This window comes from Mesorhizobium sp. 113-1-2 (genome assembly GCF_016756475.1).
In the GTDB taxonomy this organism is placed as follows: Bacteria; Pseudomonadota; Alphaproteobacteria; order Rhizobiales; family Rhizobiaceae; genus Mesorhizobium; species Mesorhizobium loti_C.
In genome coordinates this window covers 6,838,084-6,858,153 of the sequence record NZ_AP023242.1, presented here as the reverse complement: position 1 = coordinate 6,858,153, position 20,070 = coordinate 6,838,084, and the positions used below count along the sequence as shown (strand labels likewise).

Here is a 20,070-nt window from a genome sequence, read left to right as displayed (position 1 = left end):
CAGGTAATCATCACAATCTTGTCCAGACGCCACCTGCAATCGATGAACGAATGGCGGCGTCGATGAAAGCCATGCCCTTGACGCCGTCGTCGACGGTTGGGAACAGCGTTTCGGGCGCTAGCGACCTACCCTGGCGCATGGCGACGATCGCCTCGGCGACTTCACGATACAGGGTGGCGAAAGCTTCCAGGTAACCTTCAGGGTGGCCAGCCGGAACGCGCGAGGCACGTCTGTTTGCTTGATCCGCGCCGGCGCCGTTGCGGGTAATGATTTGTCGGTTCTGGTCGAGCGACGACCAGACCAGCTGGTTCGCGTCGCGCTGCGCCCATTCTAACGCTCCCTTTGAGCCATAGACGCGAAAACCGACCTCATTCTCGTTGCCGATGGCGACCTGGCTGCACCAGAGACTTCCGCGTGCGCCGTTTTCATAGCGCAGCATTATCTGGGCGTTGTCGTCGAGCCGCCGTCCTGACACAAAGGTCGTAAGCTCGGCACACAGTTCGTCAGGCTCGAGCCCAGTGACGAAACCGGCAAGATTGAAAGCATGGGTGCCAACGTCGCCAATTGAGCCGCCCGCGCCCGAGCGCGCTGGATCCGAGCGCCACTCGGCCTGCTTGTTGCCGCCGTCCTCGAGTTTCGTCGCCAGCCAGTCCTGCGCGTATTCGACCTGGACGATCCGGATGTCGCCCAGGTCGCCGTTGCGCACCATTGCGCGGGCCTGCCGGAGCATGGGATAACCGGTATAGGTATGGGTCAGCGCCACGACCAGCCCAGAAACCCTCGCCGCCTCTCTCAGCGACAGCGCTTCGGCCAGCGTCGTCGTCAAAGGCTTGTCACAAATGACATGGATGCCGGCATCGAGAAAGGCACGGATGGCCGGCGCGTGCATGTGGTTGGGGGTCACGATCGAAACCGCTTCGATGCCGTCGGGGCGTGCGGCCTCGCTGCGGGCCATCCCCGCGAAATCGGCATAGCTGCGGGCCGGGTCGAGACCGAGTAGCGCAGCGGATCGCGCCGCGCGCGCCGCGTCCGAGGATAAAGCTCCTGCAATCAGGTCGTAGCGGTCGTCGAGCCGGGCGGCGATGCGGTGCACTGCACCGATAAACGCTCCTTCGCCACCGCCCACCATCCCGAGACGAATGCGGCCACTCCTTCCCGCGAAACGGGTGCCGGTCATGGTGCTCTCCATTGCTGCGATCGATCGGGGATGTTGCGGGCGGTAGACCTCGGCGGCCTCGCGCCCGCCATTACGCTGCCGCCCCGCGTTCGGCGATGATCTTGTCGGCGACGCGCCAGGCATTGGCCATGATGGTGAGGGTCGGGTTAGCGCCGGTGCCGGTCGGGAAAGGCGATCCGTCGACTGCGTAGAGGTTCTCGACTTCGTGCGCCCGGCACCATCTGTTGAGCACCGACGTTGCCCCGTCATCGCCCATTCGTGCCGTCCCATGCTGGTGCGAGCAATTGCCGGTGACGCGGTCGGCATAGACCTTGCGGATGGTCAAAGCGCCGCTGGCCTCCAGAATGTCGGCACCGCGATCGATCAGGTAGCGTCCTTGGTCGAGATCGTTCTGGTGCGGCTTCAGTGTTACGCGCGCGACCGGCAGTCCCCAGGCGTCGACCACCTTTTCGTCGAGGTCTATCCGGTTGTCATGCTGGGGCATGTCGTGCAGCACCATGGCAATCGCCAGCGAATGGCTAAAGTGGTCGCGGTCGTTCTTCTTGGCCTCAGCGCCCCAGGATGGGGTGCCTGGCATGCGCCAGTTTATCGGCAGCGGGATGCCGACGCCCGCCACCGCAATATGCCCGCCTGAGACGAAGCCACGCGATGCGTCGTGCTCGTAGTGTTGGAAGGTCGAAGCGCTGACATAGCCGCCGCCTGCCCAGGCATAGACCGGATCGTCATAGGTGCCGACCGCAGCCGAATATTCGTGAAAGGTAACGTTGCGCCCAACCATGTCGCTGCCATTGGCAACGCCGTTCGGGAAGCGTCCGGACTTCGACAGAAGCATCAGTCGTGCGGTTTCCATCGCGCCGCAGGCAAGGATGAACAGATCGGCCTCCTGCTCCATCGTGTCGCCGTCGGCGTCCTGGTAGATCGCGGCCTTGATATTGCCTTGGCTGTCCAGCGTGAGTTCGCGAACCACGCAATCCGGCCGCAGCTCGAAATTGCCGGTTGCAACGGCGTCCGGGATGAAGACGTTGAGCGCCGACGAGCGCGTTCCGGTCGGGTCGCCGTGCTGTTGTGCAAAAGCGCTGACCACCGTCGCCTTGCGACCGTTGAACGGGCGTGACAAGGCGGCCTGCGGCGTCGGGAAGGCGTTCCAGCCAAGCGCGTCGCAGCCCTTGATGAACTTCTGCGCATAGCGTGAAATCGGCATAGGCGGACATGGGTAGCCGCCCGAGCGGCGCGACTCGAATTTGTTGGCGCCAGGCTGCCCCGATACACCGAACGCCCATTCGACTTTGAGGTAGTATGGCTCTAGCTCGTCATAGGTAATCGGCCAGTCGGCAAGGCTGGTGCCCGGCAGGTCGCCGGCCACGGTTCGCAGGCGGAAATCATTCTCGGTGAAACGCGGCAACCAACCCTGCCAGTGGACGGTGCCGCCGCCAACCATCTGCGGCACCGGGCAGAACATCTCGGAACGCGCGTCGTCGGCGGCCGTCTCTCGCCATGTGCGCGGATTAAGGATCGGGTCCGGCCACAGATTGTAGCGATTGATGTTGGCGAGTTCGTCGCCGCCAAAGCTTTCCTTCTTCCGCCACGGCCCCTTTTCGAGGGCCACGACCTTGACGCCAGCCTCGCAAAGCACCTTTGCGGCGGCGGCGCCGGACGCGCCGGCACCAATGATGACGACGTCGGTTCTCGCGGGTTTGGTCTTATAGGCCATCGTGGAACTCCCTGACCTTGTCGGCTTCGCCCTCGGCGAAATACTGCAGCGTGGTGTAGCGGCCGGTATGGACATCCTTCAGCGAGGCGGGGCCGGGAAAACCGATCACCTCCCAGCCGATCCGGTTCCTGTTACCGCCGTAGATGGGGTCGGCATAAAAACCCTGGCGCGTGTGGGTGACCATCAGCGGCAGAAAGTCGAGATCGACCTCCGTTGAGGTCTGCTGCAGTGCGGGTTGGGGCGAAACCGGACCAGCGAGCGCGTCGTTGACTGCGAGCGTCGTCGGCGCACCCGTGCCGGACTGCTCCAACTCGTGAAGGATGTCGTCCTGCTGGTGTGGGGCCAGTGCCACGAAGTCGGACGAAAACCTCTCGCGGGCGCGGGCGTCGAGGTCGAACAGTCCGGCGACATAGCGTTCGCGCATGATTTCGATGCGCTGCATCCAGGCCTTGGCCGATGCGCCATCGAGAACTTCGAAGCCGGAGCCGTCGGGCTTGGCGAAGATGTAACCGATACCCGAGAGATAGCGGTCGACGAAGTCCACGCAGCCTGCTTCGCGTGCGCCCGGCGTGTCGTCGGTTGGAATTATGCGGGCCATCGCGGCCTCCACCGTCGCGCGCTGATGCGGATTGAAGAAGGTGTCAGACATGGCATGTCCTTTGCTGCAGTTGTCTTTTTGGGTCGACGCATTGGGGCAGCGCGCCAAAGTTTGCTGCCTGGCAAAGCCCCGCCTGTGTTCTCTGCGCTCTGCCTAACGCTTGCGCGTTTGGCTGATGGCGACTGCAATGATGATGATGGCGCCGCGGGCGATCAGCTGCTGGCTGAATTCCAGTCCCATCAGGACGAGGCCGTTGTTGATCAGGCCGATCATCAGCGCGCCCATGATAGAGCCGACCACCGTGCCGGCACCCCCGAACAGGCTGGTGCCCCCGAGCACGGCCGCGGCGATCACCGAAAGCTCGTCGCCTTCGCCGAACTGGAAGCGGCCGGAATGCAGACGGCCCGCATAAAGCATGCCGGCCAAGGCGGCCGCCACGGACGACAGGATCAGCACGCGGAACTTGATAGAGGCGGTGTTGACCCCGGAGTAGCGTGCCGATGTCTCGTTGCCGCCGGTGGCCAACACGCGCCGTCCGAACGTGGTGCGGCGAAGCACGATGTGGCCGGCGACACCGATGATTGCCACCCAGACCAACAGGCTTGGTATCGGGCCGATGTTGCCGGCGCCGAAGACCGCCGCGTAGGGCTTGCTTAGTATGGGGATCGCCGCCGTGCCGCTGATCCACATGGCGACGCCGCGTGCGATGCCCATCATGGCCAGCGTGGTGAGGAACGAGGGAATTCCGATGCCGGTGGTCAGCCAGCCATTGACGGCGCCGACGACGACGCCGGTGCCCAGGCCGTAAAGGATGCCGCCGGGGATGCCGAACTGGTCGATGCCCATTGCAGTGGCGACGGAAGCGAGGCCCGCGACTGCCCCGACCGACAGGTCGATCTCGCCGGTGCTGAGCACAAAGGTCATCGTCACCGAGACCACGGCGATGATCGCGGTCTGACGGATAATGTTCAACAGGTTGTTGGGGTCGAGAAAGCCCCTGTCGCCCAGCGTCGCGGCAAAGACGAGGAAGATAACCACGAAGCCGATATAGATGATGTATTCACGCCAGTTGGCCAGTGCCGAGAATTTGCTGGCTGATGCGGCCGTGTCGGTCATTGGATAATTCCTCCGCGGGCTTCCTGCATGAATTTGTTGAGTTTCTGTTCGGCGTGCTGAAGACTGTCGATCGAGTCCACCTTGGCGGCGTCGTCGAGGTCGTGACGGGCGATGTCGCGCACGATGCGGCCTTCCGACATCACCAGGATTCGATCGCAAGCGGCGAGCAGTTCCTGCAACTCCGACGACAGCACCAGGATTGCCTTGCCGGATTTGGCGAGGTTGCGGATCAGCGTCACGATCTCCGATTTCGAACCGATGTCGATGCCGGCGGTTGGTTCGTCGAGGATCAGCACCTCCGGTTCGGTCGCCAGCCATTTGGCGATGACGACCTTCTGCGCATTGCCGCCCGACAGCGTCCTGATGGTCGCTTTGCGCGAGTCGGTTTTGATGCGCAGGCGCTGGATCGAGCTTTCCGCCAGTGCCGCCGACTTGGTGCGATCGACCCATGTCTTCGTCGAAAGGCGATCAAGGTTGGGTAGGTCGATGTTGCTTTCTACCGAATGGAAGGCGACGAACCCCTGACGGGCGCGGTCTTCCGGCACCAGCGCAATGCCGGCGTCGATGGCATCTCGCGGCTTGGCGATCGAAACCGCCTTGCCTTTGATCCGGATCTCGCCACTAGTCATCGGCTGGACCCCGGCCAGCACGCGCGCCAGCGACGAGCGGCCACTGCCCAGCAGGCCAGCGACGCCGACCACTTCACCGCGGCGAAGCGTCAGATCGATACCGATCGGCTTGCCGGAGCCCGAAAGGCCGCGTGTTTCGAGCAGCACTTCGCCGATAGTCGCCGTCTCACGCACCACGTCGGAGAAGCCGCGAGAGCGTCGGCCGATGATATGGGCGATCATCGATTCCAGCGTGAATTCCGACATCGGCGCGGTGATGATGTGCTTGCCGTCGCGCAAGATGGTAGCGCGGTCGGCTATGCGGAAGATCTCGTCCATACGGTGCGAGACATAAACGATGGCGACGCCCTGGCCGCGAAGCTGGCGCACATATTCGAACAGCCGCTCGACTTCGTTCTGCGACAGCGCAGTGGTTGGCTCGTCCAACACCAACACCTTGCACGGTTGCGAGGTCGCCTTGACGATCTCGGTAAGCTGTCGGTGTCCAGCGGGAATGTCGGAGACCTTGGCGTTGGGGTCGATCTCGACGCCCATGCGCGCGAAAAGCTTTCGCGATTCGGCCGCCGCGGTTCTGTCGTCGATGAGCCCGGAGTTGGTCCTGATCTCACGGTTGAGGAAGACATTCTGCGCCACCGTCAGCGTCGGAATCAGGCTCATTTCCTGGAACGCCATAGCGACACCGGCATTGCGCGCTGCCTCGGCGGTGAAGGTGGCTAACGGCACGCCGCCGATCTCGACCGTGCCGGAGGTTGGCGGTTGCACGCCGCGCAGAATCTTCAGGATTGTCGACTTGCCGGCGCCGTTCTCACCGAGCAGTGCGTGCACTTCGCCCGGGCTAACGTCGAGATGAACGTCGTCAAGCGCCCGGACACCGCCGAAACGCATGCTGACATTTCGCATTCGGACGGCTTCGGCTGCGTTGGCAGTGTTCATGACAACACCTAGGGCAAAACAAAGGTTGCGTCGGGTGGGACGAATGGTTCGGCCTGCCGGACAGAAACGTTGCGCTTCTGCTCGAACTCGGCCGAACCCATCTCCACCGGGAGGACCTGTCTGCGAAGTCTACTGCATGCTTTGCTTGATCTTGTCGGTGACCGGCTTGTGGTAGACCTGCTGCCAGGCATCGGCGAGATTGGCCTTGGTTACCGGCAGTGCCGGCAGCGCGACATAGGCCGGCGCCTGCTTGCCAAGCAAACCGTAGCCGGCCAGCATTGCCTCGGTCACGCCCTGGTCGTAGGGCCGCTGCGCTGACAGGCCCTTAACCGGACCGCCGCTCGCCATGTTGATGGCGACGTTTTCGCCGAGGTCGCAATTGACAATTACCAGGTCGTCCCGGCCATTGGTGAGAGCGGCGGAGATGACGCCTTCTGCGGGCACATCCCACACTGCCCAGATACCCTTGATGCTGGGATTGGCGACGAGCAGGGCGCCTGCCGCCTTCTCGGCATCGCCTGAGAAGTCGGGACCGCCGATGCCTTGCTCGGCGACGACGTGGATGTCCGGATAGTTCTCGGCCAGCGTCTTCTTGACGGCGTCGTAGCGCTGCTTGGTGACGAAGAAATCGGCTGCATGGAAGATCAGTCCGACATCGCCCTTGCCGCCAAGAGCCTGTGCCAGCAGGTGCGCGGTGGCGACGCCGTTGCCGTAGTTGTCAGCCGAGACGGAGCTGACGTAGTCCTTGCCGGCTACGAAGCCTTTCGGCACGTTGTCCATGAAGACGAGCTTGGCGCCTGCGTCGGCCGCCGCTTTGTAGGCCGCTGCGGTCGCGACCGGGTCGGTCGGAATCGACACGATGATATTGGGCTTCTGGGCCATTACGGTCTCGAGGTCGGACACCTGCTTGTCGGGCTTGAAGCCCGCGTCGGTAACGGCGACGACTTCGATACCCATGGTAGCGAACTGCGCCTTTAGGCCTTCGATTTGCGCCTGCGACCAGTCGTTGCCGGCATAGTGCATGACAATGGCGGCCTTTGCGTGCATGTCCTTAATCTTGGCGAGTTCCTCATCGGTGAGCTTGACGCTCGAGGCGGCTTCCGGCCTCTCGCCGTTAGGTCCGAGGCTCATCACATGCTGGCCGATCTCAGTCAGCGCCTGGGCAGAATCGATGGCATAGGCGGCGTTCGAGGCGAGGCCCAGGCCGAGCGTCAGACAGATTGCCGTCGACCGAAGCAAGGTTTTCATGCGCATGGTGTTTTCTCCCTGATATTGTTTGGTTTTCGTTATTGCAGTTACAGACGCCTCCCGGCGGCAACGCCGGTCGGCAAATTCAGACTTTCGCCAGTTCCGCTTGCACAAAGGCGTGGCTTTCCCGCGCTCCGGCGGCAGGATCGGCCCAGGCGTCGAGTTCGTTGCAGATCCAACCCGTGTAACTGATGTCCTTCAGGGCCCGGATCACGGCGCCACTGTCGCAATCGCCCCGGCCGACCGGCACGAAGGCGAACGGGTCGCGCTGCCATCCCTTGAGGTGGACGTAGGAAATGCGTGACGCGTGCTCGCGCACCATAGCTGCCACGTCGCCTCCGGCAGCGGCCAGATGCGCGGTATCCGGACAGAACCCGATCGCGGTCTTGCCGAAGATCGTCCGAACCTCGTCCGGGTTCTCGACGATGGTGGAAAGGTGGGGGTGGTAGTGAGCTTTCAGGCCGTGCTGCGCAGCGATTGCCATCACCTTGTCGAGCGCCGATGCCAAAGCATCGTAGTCGCTTTGGCGCGTCCCGTCGTGGCGCCGCGCGCCGCCGCCAACAACCAGGTGCTCGGCGCCGAGCGCCCGCGCTGCGTCCGCCGCCTTGGTGACGCGCGCCAGTTCTTCGTCAAGGATGTCCGTGAAGATGAAGTTGCCGCCGGCATAGATCGAGACAAGCGACAGGCCGGTGTCGGCGAGGATATTGCGCATGGCGGCGTAATCGTCGCCTTCGCTTTCGACGACATTGCCGTCGAAGAACTCAATGCCATCATAGCCCGCTGCTGCAATATCGCGCGCGGCCTCTGCCATGTCCCCGAACGTCCGGTAGGCCAAACGGTTGATGGAGGTCACACCAACGGCGTCGCCCCCAAGCGGACCCCAACAATTGGCGTGATAGGCCAGCTTCCAAGCAGTCATGGCGTCTCCTCCCGACACGGCCCAAATGCTTTTGTATTTGCAAACGTACCTTTAGTTGATAAAATGCAAAAGTCAATTAAGTTTTCTGTGTCAGCGACAAAATAGGCATTGCGTCTTCCGAAAACGCTCGTCCATGGTGGACAAGAAGGAGCAATCGGCCGTGGCAAGGACTGGTTTGGGAGGCACCGCAGTTGCGGATGCAGATCGATCCGGGGAGACTGGTTCTCCAGCGGCGGCCGACCGCGTGAGGGCCCTTGAAGCCGAACGGCAGAGTCTTGTTTCGCTTCTTAACATTCTGCGCTCCAGTGAACCTTGCACGCGTCTCGACCTCGAACGAGAGGCCCGGCTCGGCCGCGCCGTGGTCACGGACCGGCTGTCGACGCTTGCTGCCTTCGGCCTTGTTGACGAAGGCGGTGTCGGGCGCTCAATAGGCGGGCGCGCGCCGCGTCTGGTGCGGTTCCGATCGGAGGCCGCGCGCATTCTGGTTGCCAACATCGACGGCGACACCATCGGCCTTGGTCTCGCCGATCTGGACGGGCGGCTCATCCTTGAGCACTACGAGGATTTCGACGCCGCTTCCCCAGCGCAGGCACTGTTCGATCGGCTCGAGGCGCTGTTCAACTGGTCGCTCGGCAAGGATGGTGCTCCGCTGTGGGCGATTGGTCTGGGAGTGCCGGGCGCGGTAGAGCAGAAGGACTCGAACAGCCTCGCGATCCCTAAGCTTGGCGCTATGCCTGCGTGGGACGAGGCGAAGCTTCTGGAGCGTTTGATACAGAGGTTTCAAGCGCCAGTCTGGGTGCGGGGCGCCGTGCAGATGGAGACGATGGGGGAACTAAGCGCCCTGTCAGCGGAATCCGGGCGCGACATGCTCTATGTCGACCTTGGCTCGGATATCACCGCCGGCATCGTCGTCGACGGCCGCCTGCATCGTGGCGCGCAAGGCATAGCCGGACAGATAGGGCATGTTTACGCCGGCGAGCCGCACAAACGCATTTGCGGTTGCGGCAATGTTGGCTGCCTGCAAACCGTCGCCGGCTGCGATGCCATTGCTCAGGCCGGCCTGCTAGCGGCAGAACAGGGGCAAAGTCGCCTTCTCGGTGAAACGCTCGCCGCCACCGGGACGGTGACGGCTGCCGACATTGGCACAGCTGCGCGCCTTGGCGACCCGTTCTCGGCCGATCTGTTGGCGCAATCCGGACGGCTGATCGGCACCGTCCTGGCGACGCTGGCCAATATCCTCAACCCGTCGATGATCGTTCTTGGCGGCGAACTGTCCCAGACGGGAGACATCTGCCTGGCTGCGATCCGCGAGGGAATATACGGGCACGCGCAGCCTCTCATCAGCCGCGATATCCGTATTGTCCATTCGCGCATGGGGCGGTCGGCTGGACTTGTCGGCGCCGCAACCGTCGCCGTGACTGAACTGTTCGCACCAGCGTTCCTTAGCGAATGGATCGTATCTGGCACGCCGCTTGCCCACGCCGGGGTTACCGATTTGCTGGCCGTTGCCGAGAAGACGGCTATGACTGGCGGTTGAGCGTGCAGTCCGCCCGACCAGCTGTCGCGCAGTCACCGCGGTCAGCCGTGATGCTTGCAAACCCGAACCCCTGCGGTAGGTTCGATCCAATAAAGCTGCCCCGCAGAGGTGGCGGGCGGGAGGAGCAACGGGATGCAGAGAGCTGATGCAGCAATTCCGTCTGGATGTGCGTTGCCGGTTTCGTCCGTCGCGCGTCCACTGGTTGCAGGTTTGGGGCCACACGGCGAACGGCCGGCATCTCCCGAATTGCTGCTCCCATCTGCCGACATGCTGGAGCGCGCCAGGGAAAGAGCCTTCCGTGTGGCGATCGTGCTGCACACGACCGCTTCGGATTGGGCGCAGCGTCAGATAGCGGGCATCAAGGCCGGCTTGGAGCTGGCCGGCGCCGTCGTCGTTGACATCGTCGATTGCGGCTACGACGCGGCCACCCAGATCGCAGCGATCGAGCGGCTGGTGCAATCGAAGCCTGATGCCGTGATCAGCATCCCCGTCGGAAGCACGGCCGTGGCCGCAGCTTTCCGCAAACTGGCGGTCGCCGGGATCAAGCTCATTCTACTCGACAACGCGCCTTCCGGCCTGCTTCAGGAGACCGACTATGTAAGCGTCATATCGTCGGACAATTTCGGCCTCGGCCAGATCGCCGCCAGTCTGATTTCGCCACACATCCGGCGTAACGGCACAGTCTGCGTGGTCGCCTACAATGAAGACTTCTTTGCGACGGCGCAGCGTGAGATCGCATTCGGCAAGTGGATGCAGCACGAGCGCCCGGACATCACACTGACGCAGCTGAAATTTGAAGTGCCGGCAAATGCCGGAAGCGCAGTCGGCCCGTACCTCGATGCCAATCCTGACCTGGATGGACTGTTTGTCGTCTGGGACGAGCCAGCAGTTGCATCGCTGCCGGCTTTTTCTGGCCGCTCCCGGATCCCGGTCATGACCACGGTGGATCTCGGTAGCGCGATCGCTGAGGCCCTTCTTGAAGGAACGATCGTCAAGGGAGTTGCCGCGCAGCGGCCTTTCGAACAGGGCGAGATCGCGGCGATGGCCGCGATTGTCGGGCTGACCGGCAATGCTGTGCCGCCGTGGATTGTGCTGCCGGGGGTAGCCGTGACCTCTGGCAATGTCGCGGAAGTCTACAAGCACGTCGGCGGCGCGCCCAACTTCTATTGAGATGACATTACGAGAGGTTGCACGAAGGCGCGACAAACGGTTGAACCTTTTTTGACGTTTGGCAATACGTCAGGAGCAAATCCGACCTTGGGGTGTTGAAAAAATTCCCTGGCACTGGATCCATAGCTTCCATCTAAACAACGGGCGGGCCGCATCAGTGCGGGCTACTCTGAGCGAAGCTAGCCTTCATATGCCGCGATGGCATTGACATGACCATTGTCCGCGCCACGAAATGGCTATGCGCGATTGTGGTAGCTGCGCTTCTGTCGGCGGTGCCTGGCATCCGCAGTGCCGCTGTCGTCATTGCAAGGGAAGTGTGCATCAGGTCTTAAGATGTTTCCGTTGCAGCGCATGGTTCCAAAATCCTTTGTAATACTTTTGCGGTCATCGAGCCGGATGAGATCGTATCTTCGAAGGTCGCGGTCTGGAACGGCGGCTTTCCAAGCGACCTAGCCGAAAGCAGGCCGTCCGCTTTCGGCCCCAATTAGACATTCGGGGTGCATCGTCGTGCTTTGCACCCGACGGGCAAAGGCTTGATGCGGGGCAAGCAATTGTAGGCTGACATCCTGGCGAACCAATCCGCTTGTTTCTGAGCCATCGATCCCGCCATTGCCTCCCTCCTTCATTTCGCAGAGCGCACCAACGACCTCTCGAACGGGCTGATCTGGCCGAAGGACGGCTGAAGCCTCGACCGCCTATGCCGCAATGCCGCGTCGCGCGTTTCTTCCCCTGGGCAAAGCCCATTCCTCGCGGAACCAAGAAACGCGCGCCTGCGCCATCCTCCACATTGCTGCGGTCGCAAGCGATGCGGCGGCGGTCGCCTTCGGCCTCACGATCGCCGTCGAGGTCGCATGGTGCGGGCTCGGAAACGAAGAACGGAGACTGAAAATGGCTACCATCGGCACTTTCAAGAAGACCAACGCGAACGAGTTCACCGGCGAGATCGTCACCCTCAGCGTCCAGGCCAAAGGCGTGCGCATCATCCCCGACACCCGAGCCAGCGGCGAGAACGCTCCAAGCCACCGCGTGGTGGTCGGCAAGGCCGAAATCGGCGCCGCCTGGTCGAAACGCTCCAATGAGGGCCGCGACTATCTCGGCCTCAAGCTCGACGATCCGAGCTTCACCGCTCCGATCTACGCCAACCTCTTCGCCGACGAGGAAGGCGAGGGCCACAGCCTCATCTGGTCCCGCCCCAACCGCCGCAACGGCGAGTGAATCGCCAGACGCCTCGCCCGGCATCGGGCGAGGCGTCTTCTGCCAGTGACCGTGGAAGCTTTCCGCGCCGCGGGCTGCCATCACCGGGCTTCCTGTAATCAGATGCGTTGCTTGATGCGCGATGGCGTGAAGATGGTCGAGCGCGGCTATCACCAATTGCTGCGCGCATCGGCGCCACTGCCTGAGGGCCTCTTGGCGGTGCGAAATAGCGCCCCTCAATTGCGCACCTGATCGCCGTCCCCCCGCTCCTCCATCCTGGCCATCGATCGCCGTTCAATCGCAGCGGCCGCAAGGAGACACCCCATGAACGCCGACGCCGCGCCATTGCCGCCGCGCTATCTGCGCACTACGGAGGCAGCGCATTTCCTCAGCCTTTCTGCGCGCACGCTAGAAAAACACCGCACCTACGGCACCGGCCCTGCCTATCGAAAACTCGGCGGCCGCGTCGTCTACGCCGTCGACGACCTCCAGGCCTGGGTCCAGCGCGGCGCCATGACGTCGACATCCGATCCGCATGGCTCGGTGCTGCCGGCCAAGCCTCAGGCCGCCCGCCTGATCGCCTATGCCGGGCGCGAGAGGCGCTGACCCGGCTGATCTTCCCTATGTCGGCACGACCACCCCAACCGTCTGAACGCGGACAGCTTGATCTGTTCCACGCGCTGCCCGGTGTCGTCGCGCCACGCGATGCGCAGGACCTCATGGCCTATCCCTTCTTCTCGCTTGCCAAATCCAGGCGCATCGCGCCGATCGACTTTCGCGCCGGCGATATCGCGATCCGTGTCGAAGCGATGCCCGACCATGGCATGGCGACGATCTGGGATGCCGATATCCTGATCTGGGCCGCGAGCCAGATCGTCAGCGCGCGGGACGCCGGATTGCGCACGTCGCGCCTGATGGCTGCGACACCATACGAAATGCTCACCTTCGTCGGCCGCGGTGTCTCGAAGCGAGACTATTTGCGCCTCAAGGCGGCGCTCGACCGCCTGCAGTCGACAAGCGTCGTCACCTCCATTCGCCAGCCCGCCGAAGGCCGGCGCAATCGCTTCTCATGGATCAACGAATGGCAGGAGCGCTTCGATCGAAACGGCCGCCCGCTTGGCGTCGAGTTGATTTTGCCGGATTGGTTCTATCGCGCCGTCATGGATGACGCGCTGATCCTGACAATAGACCGGGCCTACTTCGGGCTGACGGGCGGCCTGGATCGCTGGCTCTATCGGCTGGTGCGCAAGCATGGCGGACGCCAGCGCGCTGGCTGGCGTTTCGACATCCGGCATCTGCATCAAAAGTCCGGCAGCCTCTCGCCGCTCAAGCGCTTTGCCTTCGAGCTGCGCGACATCGTGCGCCGCCAACCCTTGCCGGGATATCTGCTGTTCACAGAGGTCGAAGCCAGCGGCCGTGTGCTGCTGGCTTTCGAACCGGCGCCCGCGTCGGTGGACAGGATCGTGCCATCGGGAACCCGAACTATCGTGCCATCGGGGACCGCATCCTCGTGCTTTCGGGAACCGGGATCGGCCTTAAGGGACGAGCCCTTAACGGAAAACCGCGCTCTTAACTTAGAGTCTAACTCTCAATCTAACAGTCTTGCGGGCGAGCCGGGGACCGGCGGTAGGCAGGAGCGGCGGTGCGTTGGCCCGAGCGAGGGAGATTACACATGACGTCGTCTACCGAATTGCCGGCGCGCAGCGAGCTCACGACGGTCGAGCTGATCTGGATCGAGAAGCGGGTCGAGCATCGCATCCGCTTCGGACATCCATCCCATGAGACGATCATCGACAAGCAGCGGCGCGTCGTTGGATTTGCGCCAGGCAGTGTCTTTGCGTTCGTGCGCTGGGCGGCGAATGACTTTGGCACTGTCGTTTCGCGCATCGACATCGTGCGCGCGGTGTTGCACGCTGAACCTTATCAGACGCTGCGTTACATCCGGCCAGGCGGCGAGATCCTGCTCAAGATCGCGGGCTGGGACAAGGTTGAGCGGGTTCTCAAGCTGATCGATGCGATCGAAGCGATCGGTCTCGATCCGGCCGGGGCCGCGCCGGATTATTGGCGTCAGACCCATAACCGTCTCGTGGCCGGCGGACTGCCGCGTGCCTATTCGCTCGAGCAGCACCGAGCCTTTCTGTTGCGCAAGCGGTGACCTCATGAGCCGCGCCGCTTGCATAGCCGCCGCCCTTGCGGCCGTCGTCGCGACGGTCGCTCCGGCTGTCGTGGAGCTGCCGTCGCTGCTGCTGTGGAATGCTTCGGCCAGCGCGCCGCTTGGGCTCTATGCGATCAGGAAGATGGCCGCACCAAGGGCTGGCGCGCTCGCTGTCATCGCACCGCCAGATACAGTCGCTCGGTTCGCCGCCAAGCGTGGCTACCTGCCGCTCGGCGTGCCGATGCTGAAGCACATCGAGGGGCTTCCTGGGAGCCAAGTCTGCCGCGCAGGCCGCGTCATCATGGTGAACGGATTTGCGGTGGGTGCTGCGCTGGAGCGCGACCGCAAGGGACGCGCCCTGCCTGACTGGCAGGGTTGCCGCGTCATCGCCGCCGCCGAGATCTTCGTCATGAACCGGAAGGTCGATGACAGTCTCGACGGCCGCTATTTCGGCCCGTTTCCGACGAGCTCGATCGTCGGCCGCGCACTGCCGCTTTGGACCGACGAGAGGGGCGATGGCCACTACACCTGGCTCGCTCCGGCGAACTGAATTCAGTCCAGCCAACAACAGATAGGAGATAATCCATGGCCGAGATCGGCGTCTTCCACAAAACAGAATCCGGTTATTCCGGACGCATTCGAACGCTGCTCGTGGATGCCGAGCTGGTGCTTGTGCCCACCAAAACATCTGACGACAAAGCGCCGGATTTTCGTATCCACATCGGCGACGGCAGCGGCCCCGAGGTCGGCGCGGCCTGGAAGGAAACCGGACAGACGGCTGGCGACTATCTGTCGTTCCGGTTGGAAGATCCGCTGTTTGGCCGGCGCTTTCGCGCCGGTCTGTTCCAATCCGACGACGGCTCCTGGTCGCTGCGCTGGATCCGGCCGAAGCCGCGGCCGGAGCGTGCTCGATGAGTGGGCCATCGGCGCCGAACTGTGCGAACGGAAGCCGCGCCGTCAGTCGGTTGTTTGGTCGGCGAGAAGCACTTTGCCTTATCGGTGGCATGCTGATCGTCTGTCACGCAATGACGGGGGCGCTGGCACAATCCGCGCCGGCCTCACGCGCATCCGCGGACGATCCCTACGCCGCGCCTATTGCCGAGGCGTCGCATCGCTTCCGTGTTCCCGAGCGCTGGATACGGGCAGTCATGCACCTCGAAAGCGCCCGCGACCCGCGCGCTGTTTCGCGAAAGGGGGCCGTGGGCTTGATGCAGATCATGCCCGGGACCTGGGCTGAGCTGCGCCTTCGCCACCAGCTCGGCCGCGATCCCTATGATCCACATGACAACATCCTTGCCGGGACCGCTTATCTTCGCGAGCTCTATGATCGATACGGTTCACCGGGCTTCCTCGCCGCCTACAATGCGGGGCCAGGGCGTTACGAAGCTTCCTTGAAGGGCCGTCCGCTGCCGGCTGAGACCCGGGCCTATGTTGCGATGCTTCGCCCTTTCTGGGGCGGCGGTGATGCACCCGGCGCGCTCACCGCCGGCCATGCCAAGGCCGTCAGCTGGAAGGTTGCACCGCTGTTCGTAGTGCCGTCCGGGTCCATGCCCGCTTCCGGTCTTCCGTCCGGCGAGGACGCGTCCGTAGAGGTCTCGTCGTCACCGTTGGCGCGCAGACTTTTCGCGGCCGGTTCGCAGCCGCGCCAGCTGTTCACTGGGTCCGACGTCTGGACATCGCAGCGATGACGAAGTCTCCTCCAGGGCGCTCCCTGGCGTCTCGTTTGACGTCGCAGCCAATGAGGCGCGCAGAGCACAGGGCAACAACCGAAGGATGGCAGGATAAAATGGCGCACATTGCGCGGCGGTCGGTTGGTTGTATTTGCTTGATTTTCTGGCGGGGGCCGCACATTGCCGGCCATCGGCGCAATGTGTATGAAGTAGCCAATATATTGTATTTGTTTTTCTTTTTCCACATTGCGGTGCCGCGCCATGGCTGATGAGCGCGAGTTTCGCATTCGACCCGGGCGCATCCGCTCCACGCGGGCCCAGCAGGCCCGGCCCTTCATCGCGCAGGTGTTGGCCGCGGCGAAAAAGGCAGGCGGCGGTATTTCGCGCTCGGGCCGGATTGTACAAGCAAGCCGCTCCCGCTTTGGTCAGGGTCAGCGCGCCAGCATCCAGGCCAACCGCCTCATCACGTCGCGGTCGCGCGGCGCCGTCGTCAAGGCGCGAGTCGTCCGTCATTCCGTGCGCGCCGCTCCACTTGGCACCCACCTCAACTATCTGCGCCGCGAGGGTGTCAGCCGGGACGGGGAGAAAGGGCAGTTGTTCGGGCCGGGGACGGAGAATGCCGATGGCGCGGCCTTCGCCGCTCGCGGTAAGGACGATCGTCACCATTTCCGCTTCATCGTCTCGCCGGACGACGCTCTCGAGATGGCGGACCTCAACGCCTTCACCCGCGATCTGGTGGGGCAGATGGAGAAGGACCTCGACACGCGGCTCGACTGGGTGGCGGTCGATCACTGGAACACCGAGCATCCCCACATTCACCTGATCGTGCGTGGGGTTCGCGACGATGGCCAGGATCTGGTCATCGCGCGTGACTACATCAAGGAAGGCATGCGCGACCGGGCTCGCGATCTGGTTACCCAGGAACTGGGTCCGCGCACCGATATCGATATCCGCCACAGGCTCGAAAGCCAGATCCAGTCCGAGCGGTGGACGCAACTCGATCGGCAGTTGCTTCGCGACAGCCGTGACAGCGGGATCATCGATCTCGCGCCATCTCCCCAAAGCCAACCGGACGAGTATCACGCTCTGAAAATCGGCCGCCTGCGCAAGCTCGAGACCCTTGGTCTTGCCCAACAGGCCGGGCCTGGCCAATGGGCAATCGACGAACGGGCCGAAGCAACGCTGCGCGCGCTTGGCGAGCGCGGCGACATCATCAAACGCATCCACCGCGCGATGAGTGCGGCTGGCATCGAGCGTGGCTCAGCCAATTATGTCCTGGCCGCGGAGAGCCTGGAGACGCCGGTTGTCGGCCGGCTGGTCGATCGTGGGCTCGATGACGAACTGATCGGCACGGCCTATGCCGTGGTTGACGGCGTCGACGGACGTACCCATCACATCAAGCTCTCCGATCTGGAGGCGGCTGGAGACAGCGCACCGGGATCGATTGTCGAGCTGCGAAAATTCGATGACGCGCGCGGTCAACGCCGGGCCGCACTCGCCGTGCGCTCCGATCTTGGAGTGGATCAGCAGATTACGGCATCGGGTGCGACCTGGCTCGACCGTCAGGCAATCGCGCGGGAACCGGCCGCCCTGGCCGAGGCCGGCTTCGGCGCCGAGGTTCGCGACGCCCTCGACCGGCGCGCCGAACATCTTGTCAAACAGGGGCTCGCGGAGCGGCAAGGCAGACGCATCATCTTCACCCGAAGCTTGCTCGATACACTGCGGCGGGCGGAACTCGGGACGCTTGGCGACAGGCTGGCGGCCGACACTGGCAAGCCCTTCCAGCGCGCCGCCAGCGGAGACTTTGTTGCCGGCGCCTATCGCCAGCGCTTGTCACTCGCCTCCGGCCGTTTCGCCATGATCGACGACGGGCTCGGCTTCCAGCTCGTCCCCTGGACGCCCTCACTTGAAAGGCATCTCGGCCAGCATGTCTCCGGTGTCGCGCGCGGTGATGGCGGCATCGACTGGAGCTTTGGCCGCAAGAAGGGGCTCGGCCTCTGAAAACCAGATGAAAGGCACACGTCATGTCCGCCACGAAAATCCTGTGGGGCCAGATCCTCACGGTCTTCCTGATCGTCCTCTTGACGACCTGGGCGGCGACGCAATGGACCGCATGGCAACTCGGTTTCCAGGCCGGGCTTGGCCCACCCTGGTTCGAGATTGCTGGGTTGCCCGTTTACTATCCGCCCGCTCTGTTCTGGTGGTGGTATTTCTACGACGCCTACGCCCCGTCTATCTTCGTGAAAGGCGGCTTGATCGCCGTGTCCGGTGGCTTCCTCTCGATCATTGTTGCCATAGGCATGTCGGTGTGGCGGGCGCGCGAAGCCAAGACTGTCCAGACCTACGGGTCGGCGCGCTGGGCTGATAAGCGAGAGGTGGAGGCAGCGGGCTTGATCGACAACGATGGTGTCGTGCTCGGGCGCTATGACCGCCATTACCTGCGTCACGATGGCCCTGAGCACGTGCTGTGCTTCGCCCCGACGCGATCGGGCAAAGGCGTCGGCCTGGTGGTGCCTTCGCTTCTGACCTGGCCGGGCTCGGCGATCGTCCATGACATCAAGGGCGAGAACTGGCAGCTCACCGCAGGCTTTCGCGCTCTGCACGGTCGCGTGCTGCTTTTCGATCCGACCAATTCGCGATCGTCAGCCTACAATCCGCTTCTGGAAGTCCGTCGTGGCGAATGGGAGGTCCGCGATGTCCAGAACATCGCCGACATTCTCGTCGACCCGGAAGGGAGCCTGGAGAAGAGGAACCATTGGGAAAAGACCAGTCACGCGCTGCTGGTCGGCGCGATCCTCCACGTTCTGTACGCCGAGCAGGACAAGACGCTCGCCGGCGTCGCCGCGTTCCTCTCCGATCCGAAGCGCCCGATCGAATCGACGCTTGCCGCGATGATGAAGACCGCGCATCTCGGTGACGCCGGCCCGCATCCAGTCATCGCCAGTGCGGCCCGCGAGCTGCTCAACAAATCCGACAATGAACGCTCGGGCGTCCTGTCCACCGCGATGTCCTTCCTCGGTCTCTACCGCGATCCGGTCGTCGCCGGCGTGACCCGGCGCTGCGACTGGCGAATTTCCGACATCGTCGGCGGAAGGCGACCGGCAACGCTCTATCTCGTGGTGCCGCCTTCGGACATCAACCGGACCAAACCGCTCATCCGCCTCATCCTCAATCAGATCGGTCGCCGCCTCACCGAGGACCTGACTACCAAGACAACCCGCCACCGGTTGCTTCTGATGTTGGACGAATTCCCGGCGCTGGGCCGCCTCGACTTCTTCGAGAGCGCGTTGGCCTTCATGGCGGGCTATGGCCTGAAAAGCTTTCTCATCGCGCAGTCGCTGAACCAGATCGAGAAGGCCTACGGTCCCAACAACTCGGTCCTCGACAATTGTCATGTCCGCGTCAGCTTCGCCACGAACGACGAGAGGACTGCCAAGCGGGTCTCGGACGCACTCGGCACGGCAACCGAAATGCGGGCGATGAAGAACTATGCCGGTCACCGGCTTTCGCCCTGGCTCGGGCATCTCATGGTGTCGCGGCAAGAGACGGCGCGGCAGTTGCTCACTCCTGGCGAGATCATGCAGCTTCCGCCGACCGACGAGATCGTCATGGTGGCGGGCGCGCCGCCGATCAGGGCCAAGAAGGCCCGGTATTACGAGGACGCCAGTTTCAAGGAGCGCGTGTTGCCGCCACCCGAACTGGCGCGGTCGCAAGAGGCCGTACCTGATGATTGGAGCCAGTTGCCGGTCCTGGCTCACTTGGAGGTCACGCAGGCTTCCGGAACGCTGCAGCAGGACGACGGAGATCCGACGGGATCGGAGCGCCGCCTGCAGGCCGAACTCAATCGGGCGCAGGCGGTCGAGAAAGCGGCGCCGATCGAAAACGAATTCGATATGGAACCGGACGACGATGCCGACGACGATGATGCGGTCCGCAACCGGCGCCTGGCGCGCCTCATGCAGGGTGTTGCACGGCAGGTTTCCCTGGACCCCGATGACGGCATGGAGTTGTAG

18 protein-coding genes are annotated in these 20,070 nt (G+C 63.4%); 11 read left to right on the top strand and 7 right to left on the bottom strand.

Annotated features, from left to right (window positions below; all coding sequences use genetic code 11):
* Positions 1-10: 10 nt before the first annotated feature.
* The 7 genes from JN279_RS33140 to JN279_RS33110 all read right to left on the bottom strand — a co-directional run bounded on the left by JN279_RS33140 (position 11) and on the right by JN279_RS33110 (position 8,331).
* Positions 11-1,177 carry a Gfo/Idh/MocA family protein gene (locus JN279_RS33140; RefSeq protein ID WP_244734258.1) on the bottom strand — a complete coding sequence of 389 codons (1,167 nt, stop codon included), beginning with the start codon at positions 1,175-1,177 and terminating at the stop codon, positions 11-13.
* Between the two features lie 70 nt (positions 1,178-1,247).
* The gene (locus JN279_RS33135; RefSeq protein ID WP_202351291.1) at positions 1,248-2,888 is read right to left on the bottom strand and encodes a GMC family oxidoreductase; all 1,641 of its coding nucleotides are present in this window, start codon (positions 2,886-2,888) and stop codon (positions 1,248-1,250) included.
* Positions 2,878-3,537: a gluconate 2-dehydrogenase subunit 3 family protein gene (locus JN279_RS33130; protein ID WP_202351290.1), complete on the bottom strand. Its 660-nt coding sequence runs from the start codon at positions 3,535-3,537 to the stop codon at positions 2,878-2,880. Before JN279_RS33130 ends, JN279_RS33135 begins: the two co-directional genes overlap by 11 nt.
* A gap of 102 nt (positions 3,538-3,639) precedes the next feature.
* Complete coding sequence (locus JN279_RS33125; protein ID WP_202351289.1) at positions 3,640-4,602, bottom strand: ABC transporter permease; 963 nt, start codon at positions 4,600-4,602, stop codon at positions 3,640-3,642.
* The gene (locus JN279_RS33120; RefSeq protein WP_244734257.1) at positions 4,599-6,131 is read right to left on the bottom strand and encodes a sugar ABC transporter ATP-binding protein; all 1,533 of its coding nucleotides are present in this window, start codon (positions 6,129-6,131) and stop codon (positions 4,599-4,601) included. The genes JN279_RS33125 and JN279_RS33120 overlap by 4 nt, the downstream gene beginning before the upstream one ends.
* A 162-nt stretch (positions 6,132-6,293) precedes the next feature.
* Positions 6,294-7,418, bottom strand: coding sequence for a substrate-binding domain-containing protein (locus tag JN279_RS33115; RefSeq protein ID WP_202351287.1), 1,125 nt, complete (start codon positions 7,416-7,418; stop codon positions 6,294-6,296).
* A gap of 79 nt (positions 7,419-7,497) precedes the next feature.
* Positions 7,498-8,331 (bottom strand): sugar phosphate isomerase/epimerase family protein, encoded by an 834-nt coding sequence (locus JN279_RS33110; protein ID WP_202351286.1) that lies wholly within the window; start codon positions 8,329-8,331, stop codon positions 7,498-7,500.
* Positions 8,332-8,464: 133 nt separating this feature from the next.
* Between JN279_RS33110 and JN279_RS33105 the strand changes: the two genes are divergently transcribed.
* From JN279_RS33105 to JN279_RS33055, 11 genes are all read left to right on the top strand, one after another.
* Positions 8,465-9,868 carry an ROK family transcriptional regulator gene (locus JN279_RS33105; RefSeq protein ID WP_202351285.1) on the top strand — a complete coding sequence of 468 codons (1,404 nt, stop codon included), beginning with the start codon at positions 8,465-8,467 and terminating at the stop codon, positions 9,866-9,868.
* Between the two features lie 132 nt (positions 9,869-10,000).
* Positions 10,001-11,038, top strand: coding sequence for a substrate-binding domain-containing protein (locus JN279_RS33100; protein ID WP_202351284.1), 1,038 nt, complete (start codon positions 10,001-10,003; stop codon positions 11,036-11,038).
* Positions 11,039-11,926: 888 nt separating this feature from the next.
* Positions 11,927-12,253: a DUF736 domain-containing protein gene (locus tag JN279_RS33095; protein WP_135906813.1), complete on the top strand. Its 327-nt coding sequence runs from the start codon at positions 11,927-11,929 to the stop codon at positions 12,251-12,253.
* 303 nt (positions 12,254-12,556) lie between these two features.
* Positions 12,557-12,838, top strand: coding sequence for a helix-turn-helix transcriptional regulator (locus JN279_RS33090; protein WP_202351283.1), 282 nt, complete (start codon positions 12,557-12,559; stop codon positions 12,836-12,838).
* Positions 12,839-12,855: 17 nt separating this feature from the next.
* A complete protein-coding gene (locus tag JN279_RS33085; protein WP_202351282.1) occupies positions 12,856-13,908 on the top strand; it encodes a replication initiator protein A in 1,053 nt (350 codons plus the stop codon).
* Positions 13,905-14,387 (top strand): DUF2840 domain-containing protein, encoded by a 483-nt coding sequence (locus tag JN279_RS33080; protein ID WP_202351281.1) that lies wholly within the window; start codon positions 13,905-13,907, stop codon positions 14,385-14,387. Before JN279_RS33085 ends, JN279_RS33080 begins: the two co-directional genes overlap by 4 nt.
* A gap of 4 nt (positions 14,388-14,391) precedes the next feature.
* Positions 14,392-14,937, top strand: a complete 546-nt coding sequence (locus JN279_RS33075) for a S26 family signal peptidase (protein ID WP_202351280.1) — start codon at positions 14,392-14,394, stop codon at positions 14,935-14,937.
* A 35-nt stretch (positions 14,938-14,972) separates the two neighbouring features.
* The gene (locus JN279_RS33070) at positions 14,973-15,302 is read left to right on the top strand and encodes a DUF736 domain-containing protein (protein ID WP_096454634.1); all 330 of its coding nucleotides are present in this window, start codon (positions 14,973-14,975) and stop codon (positions 15,300-15,302) included.
* Entirely contained in the window at positions 15,299-16,075 is a 777-nt protein-coding gene (locus tag JN279_RS33065) for a lytic transglycosylase domain-containing protein (protein ID WP_202351279.1), read from the top strand. Before JN279_RS33070 ends, JN279_RS33065 begins: the two co-directional genes overlap by 4 nt.
* A gap of 243 nt (positions 16,076-16,318) precedes the next feature.
* On the top strand, positions 16,319-18,058 hold the full coding sequence (locus JN279_RS33060) for a relaxase/mobilization nuclease domain-containing protein (protein ID WP_202351278.1): 1,740 nt from the start codon (positions 16,319-16,321) through the stop codon (positions 18,056-18,058).
* A 23-nt stretch (positions 18,059-18,081) separates the two neighbouring features.
* A complete protein-coding gene (locus JN279_RS33055; protein WP_202351277.1) occupies positions 18,082-20,070 on the top strand; it encodes a conjugal transfer protein TraG in 1,989 nt (662 codons plus the stop codon).

Bases quoted from the DNA above. Each gene is read 5' to 3' on its own strand.
- JN279_RS33055 (WP_202351277.1), top strand. From the start codon at position 18,082: ATGTCCGCCACGAAAATCCTGTGGGGCCAGATCCTCACGGTCTTCCTG.
- JN279_RS33095 (WP_135906813.1), top strand. From the start codon at position 11,927: ATGGCTACCATCGGCACTTTCAAGAAGACCAACGCGAACGAGTTCACC.
- JN279_RS33090 (WP_202351283.1), top strand. From the start codon at position 12,557: ATGAACGCCGACGCCGCGCCATTGCCGCCGCGCTATCTGCGCACTACG.
- JN279_RS33070 (WP_096454634.1), top strand. From the start codon at position 14,973: ATGGCCGAGATCGGCGTCTTCCACAAAACAGAATCCGGTTATTCCGGA.
- JN279_RS33125 (WP_202351289.1), bottom strand. From the start codon at position 4,602: ATGACCGACACGGCCGCATCAGCCAGCAAATTCTCGGCACTGGCCAAC.
- JN279_RS33130 (WP_202351290.1), bottom strand. From the start codon at position 3,537: ATGTCTGACACCTTCTTCAATCCGCATCAGCGCGCGACGGTGGAGGCC.
- JN279_RS33075 (WP_202351280.1), top strand. From the start codon at position 14,392: ATGAGCCGCGCCGCTTGCATAGCCGCCGCCCTTGCGGCCGTCGTCGCG.
- JN279_RS33085 (WP_202351282.1), top strand. From the start codon at position 12,856: ATGTCGGCACGACCACCCCAACCGTCTGAACGCGGACAGCTTGATCTG.
- JN279_RS33080 (WP_202351281.1), top strand. From the start codon at position 13,905: ATGACGTCGTCTACCGAATTGCCGGCGCGCAGCGAGCTCACGACGGTC.
- JN279_RS33105 (WP_202351285.1), top strand. From the start codon at position 8,465: ATGGTGGACAAGAAGGAGCAATCGGCCGTGGCAAGGACTGGTTTGGGA.
- JN279_RS33120 (WP_244734257.1), bottom strand. From the start codon at position 6,131: ATGCGAAATGTCAGCATGCGTTTCGGCGGTGTCCGGGCGCTTGACGAC.
- JN279_RS33110 (WP_202351286.1), bottom strand. From the start codon at position 8,331: ATGACTGCTTGGAAGCTGGCCTATCACGCCAATTGTTGGGGTCCGCTT.
- JN279_RS33100 (WP_202351284.1), top strand. From the start codon at position 10,001: ATGCAGAGAGCTGATGCAGCAATTCCGTCTGGATGTGCGTTGCCGGTT.
- JN279_RS33140 (WP_244734258.1), bottom strand. From the start codon at position 1,177: ATGACCGGCACCCGTTTCGCGGGAAGGAGTGGCCGCATTCGTCTCGGG.
- JN279_RS33060 (WP_202351278.1), top strand. From the start codon at position 16,319: ATGGCTGATGAGCGCGAGTTTCGCATTCGACCCGGGCGCATCCGCTCC.
- JN279_RS33065 (WP_202351279.1), top strand. From the start codon at position 15,299: ATGAGTGGGCCATCGGCGCCGAACTGTGCGAACGGAAGCCGCGCCGTC.
- JN279_RS33135 (WP_202351291.1), bottom strand. From the start codon at position 2,888: ATGGCCTATAAGACCAAACCCGCGAGAACCGACGTCGTCATCATTGGT.
- JN279_RS33115 (WP_202351287.1), bottom strand. From the start codon at position 7,418: ATGCGCATGAAAACCTTGCTTCGGTCGACGGCAATCTGTCTGACGCTC.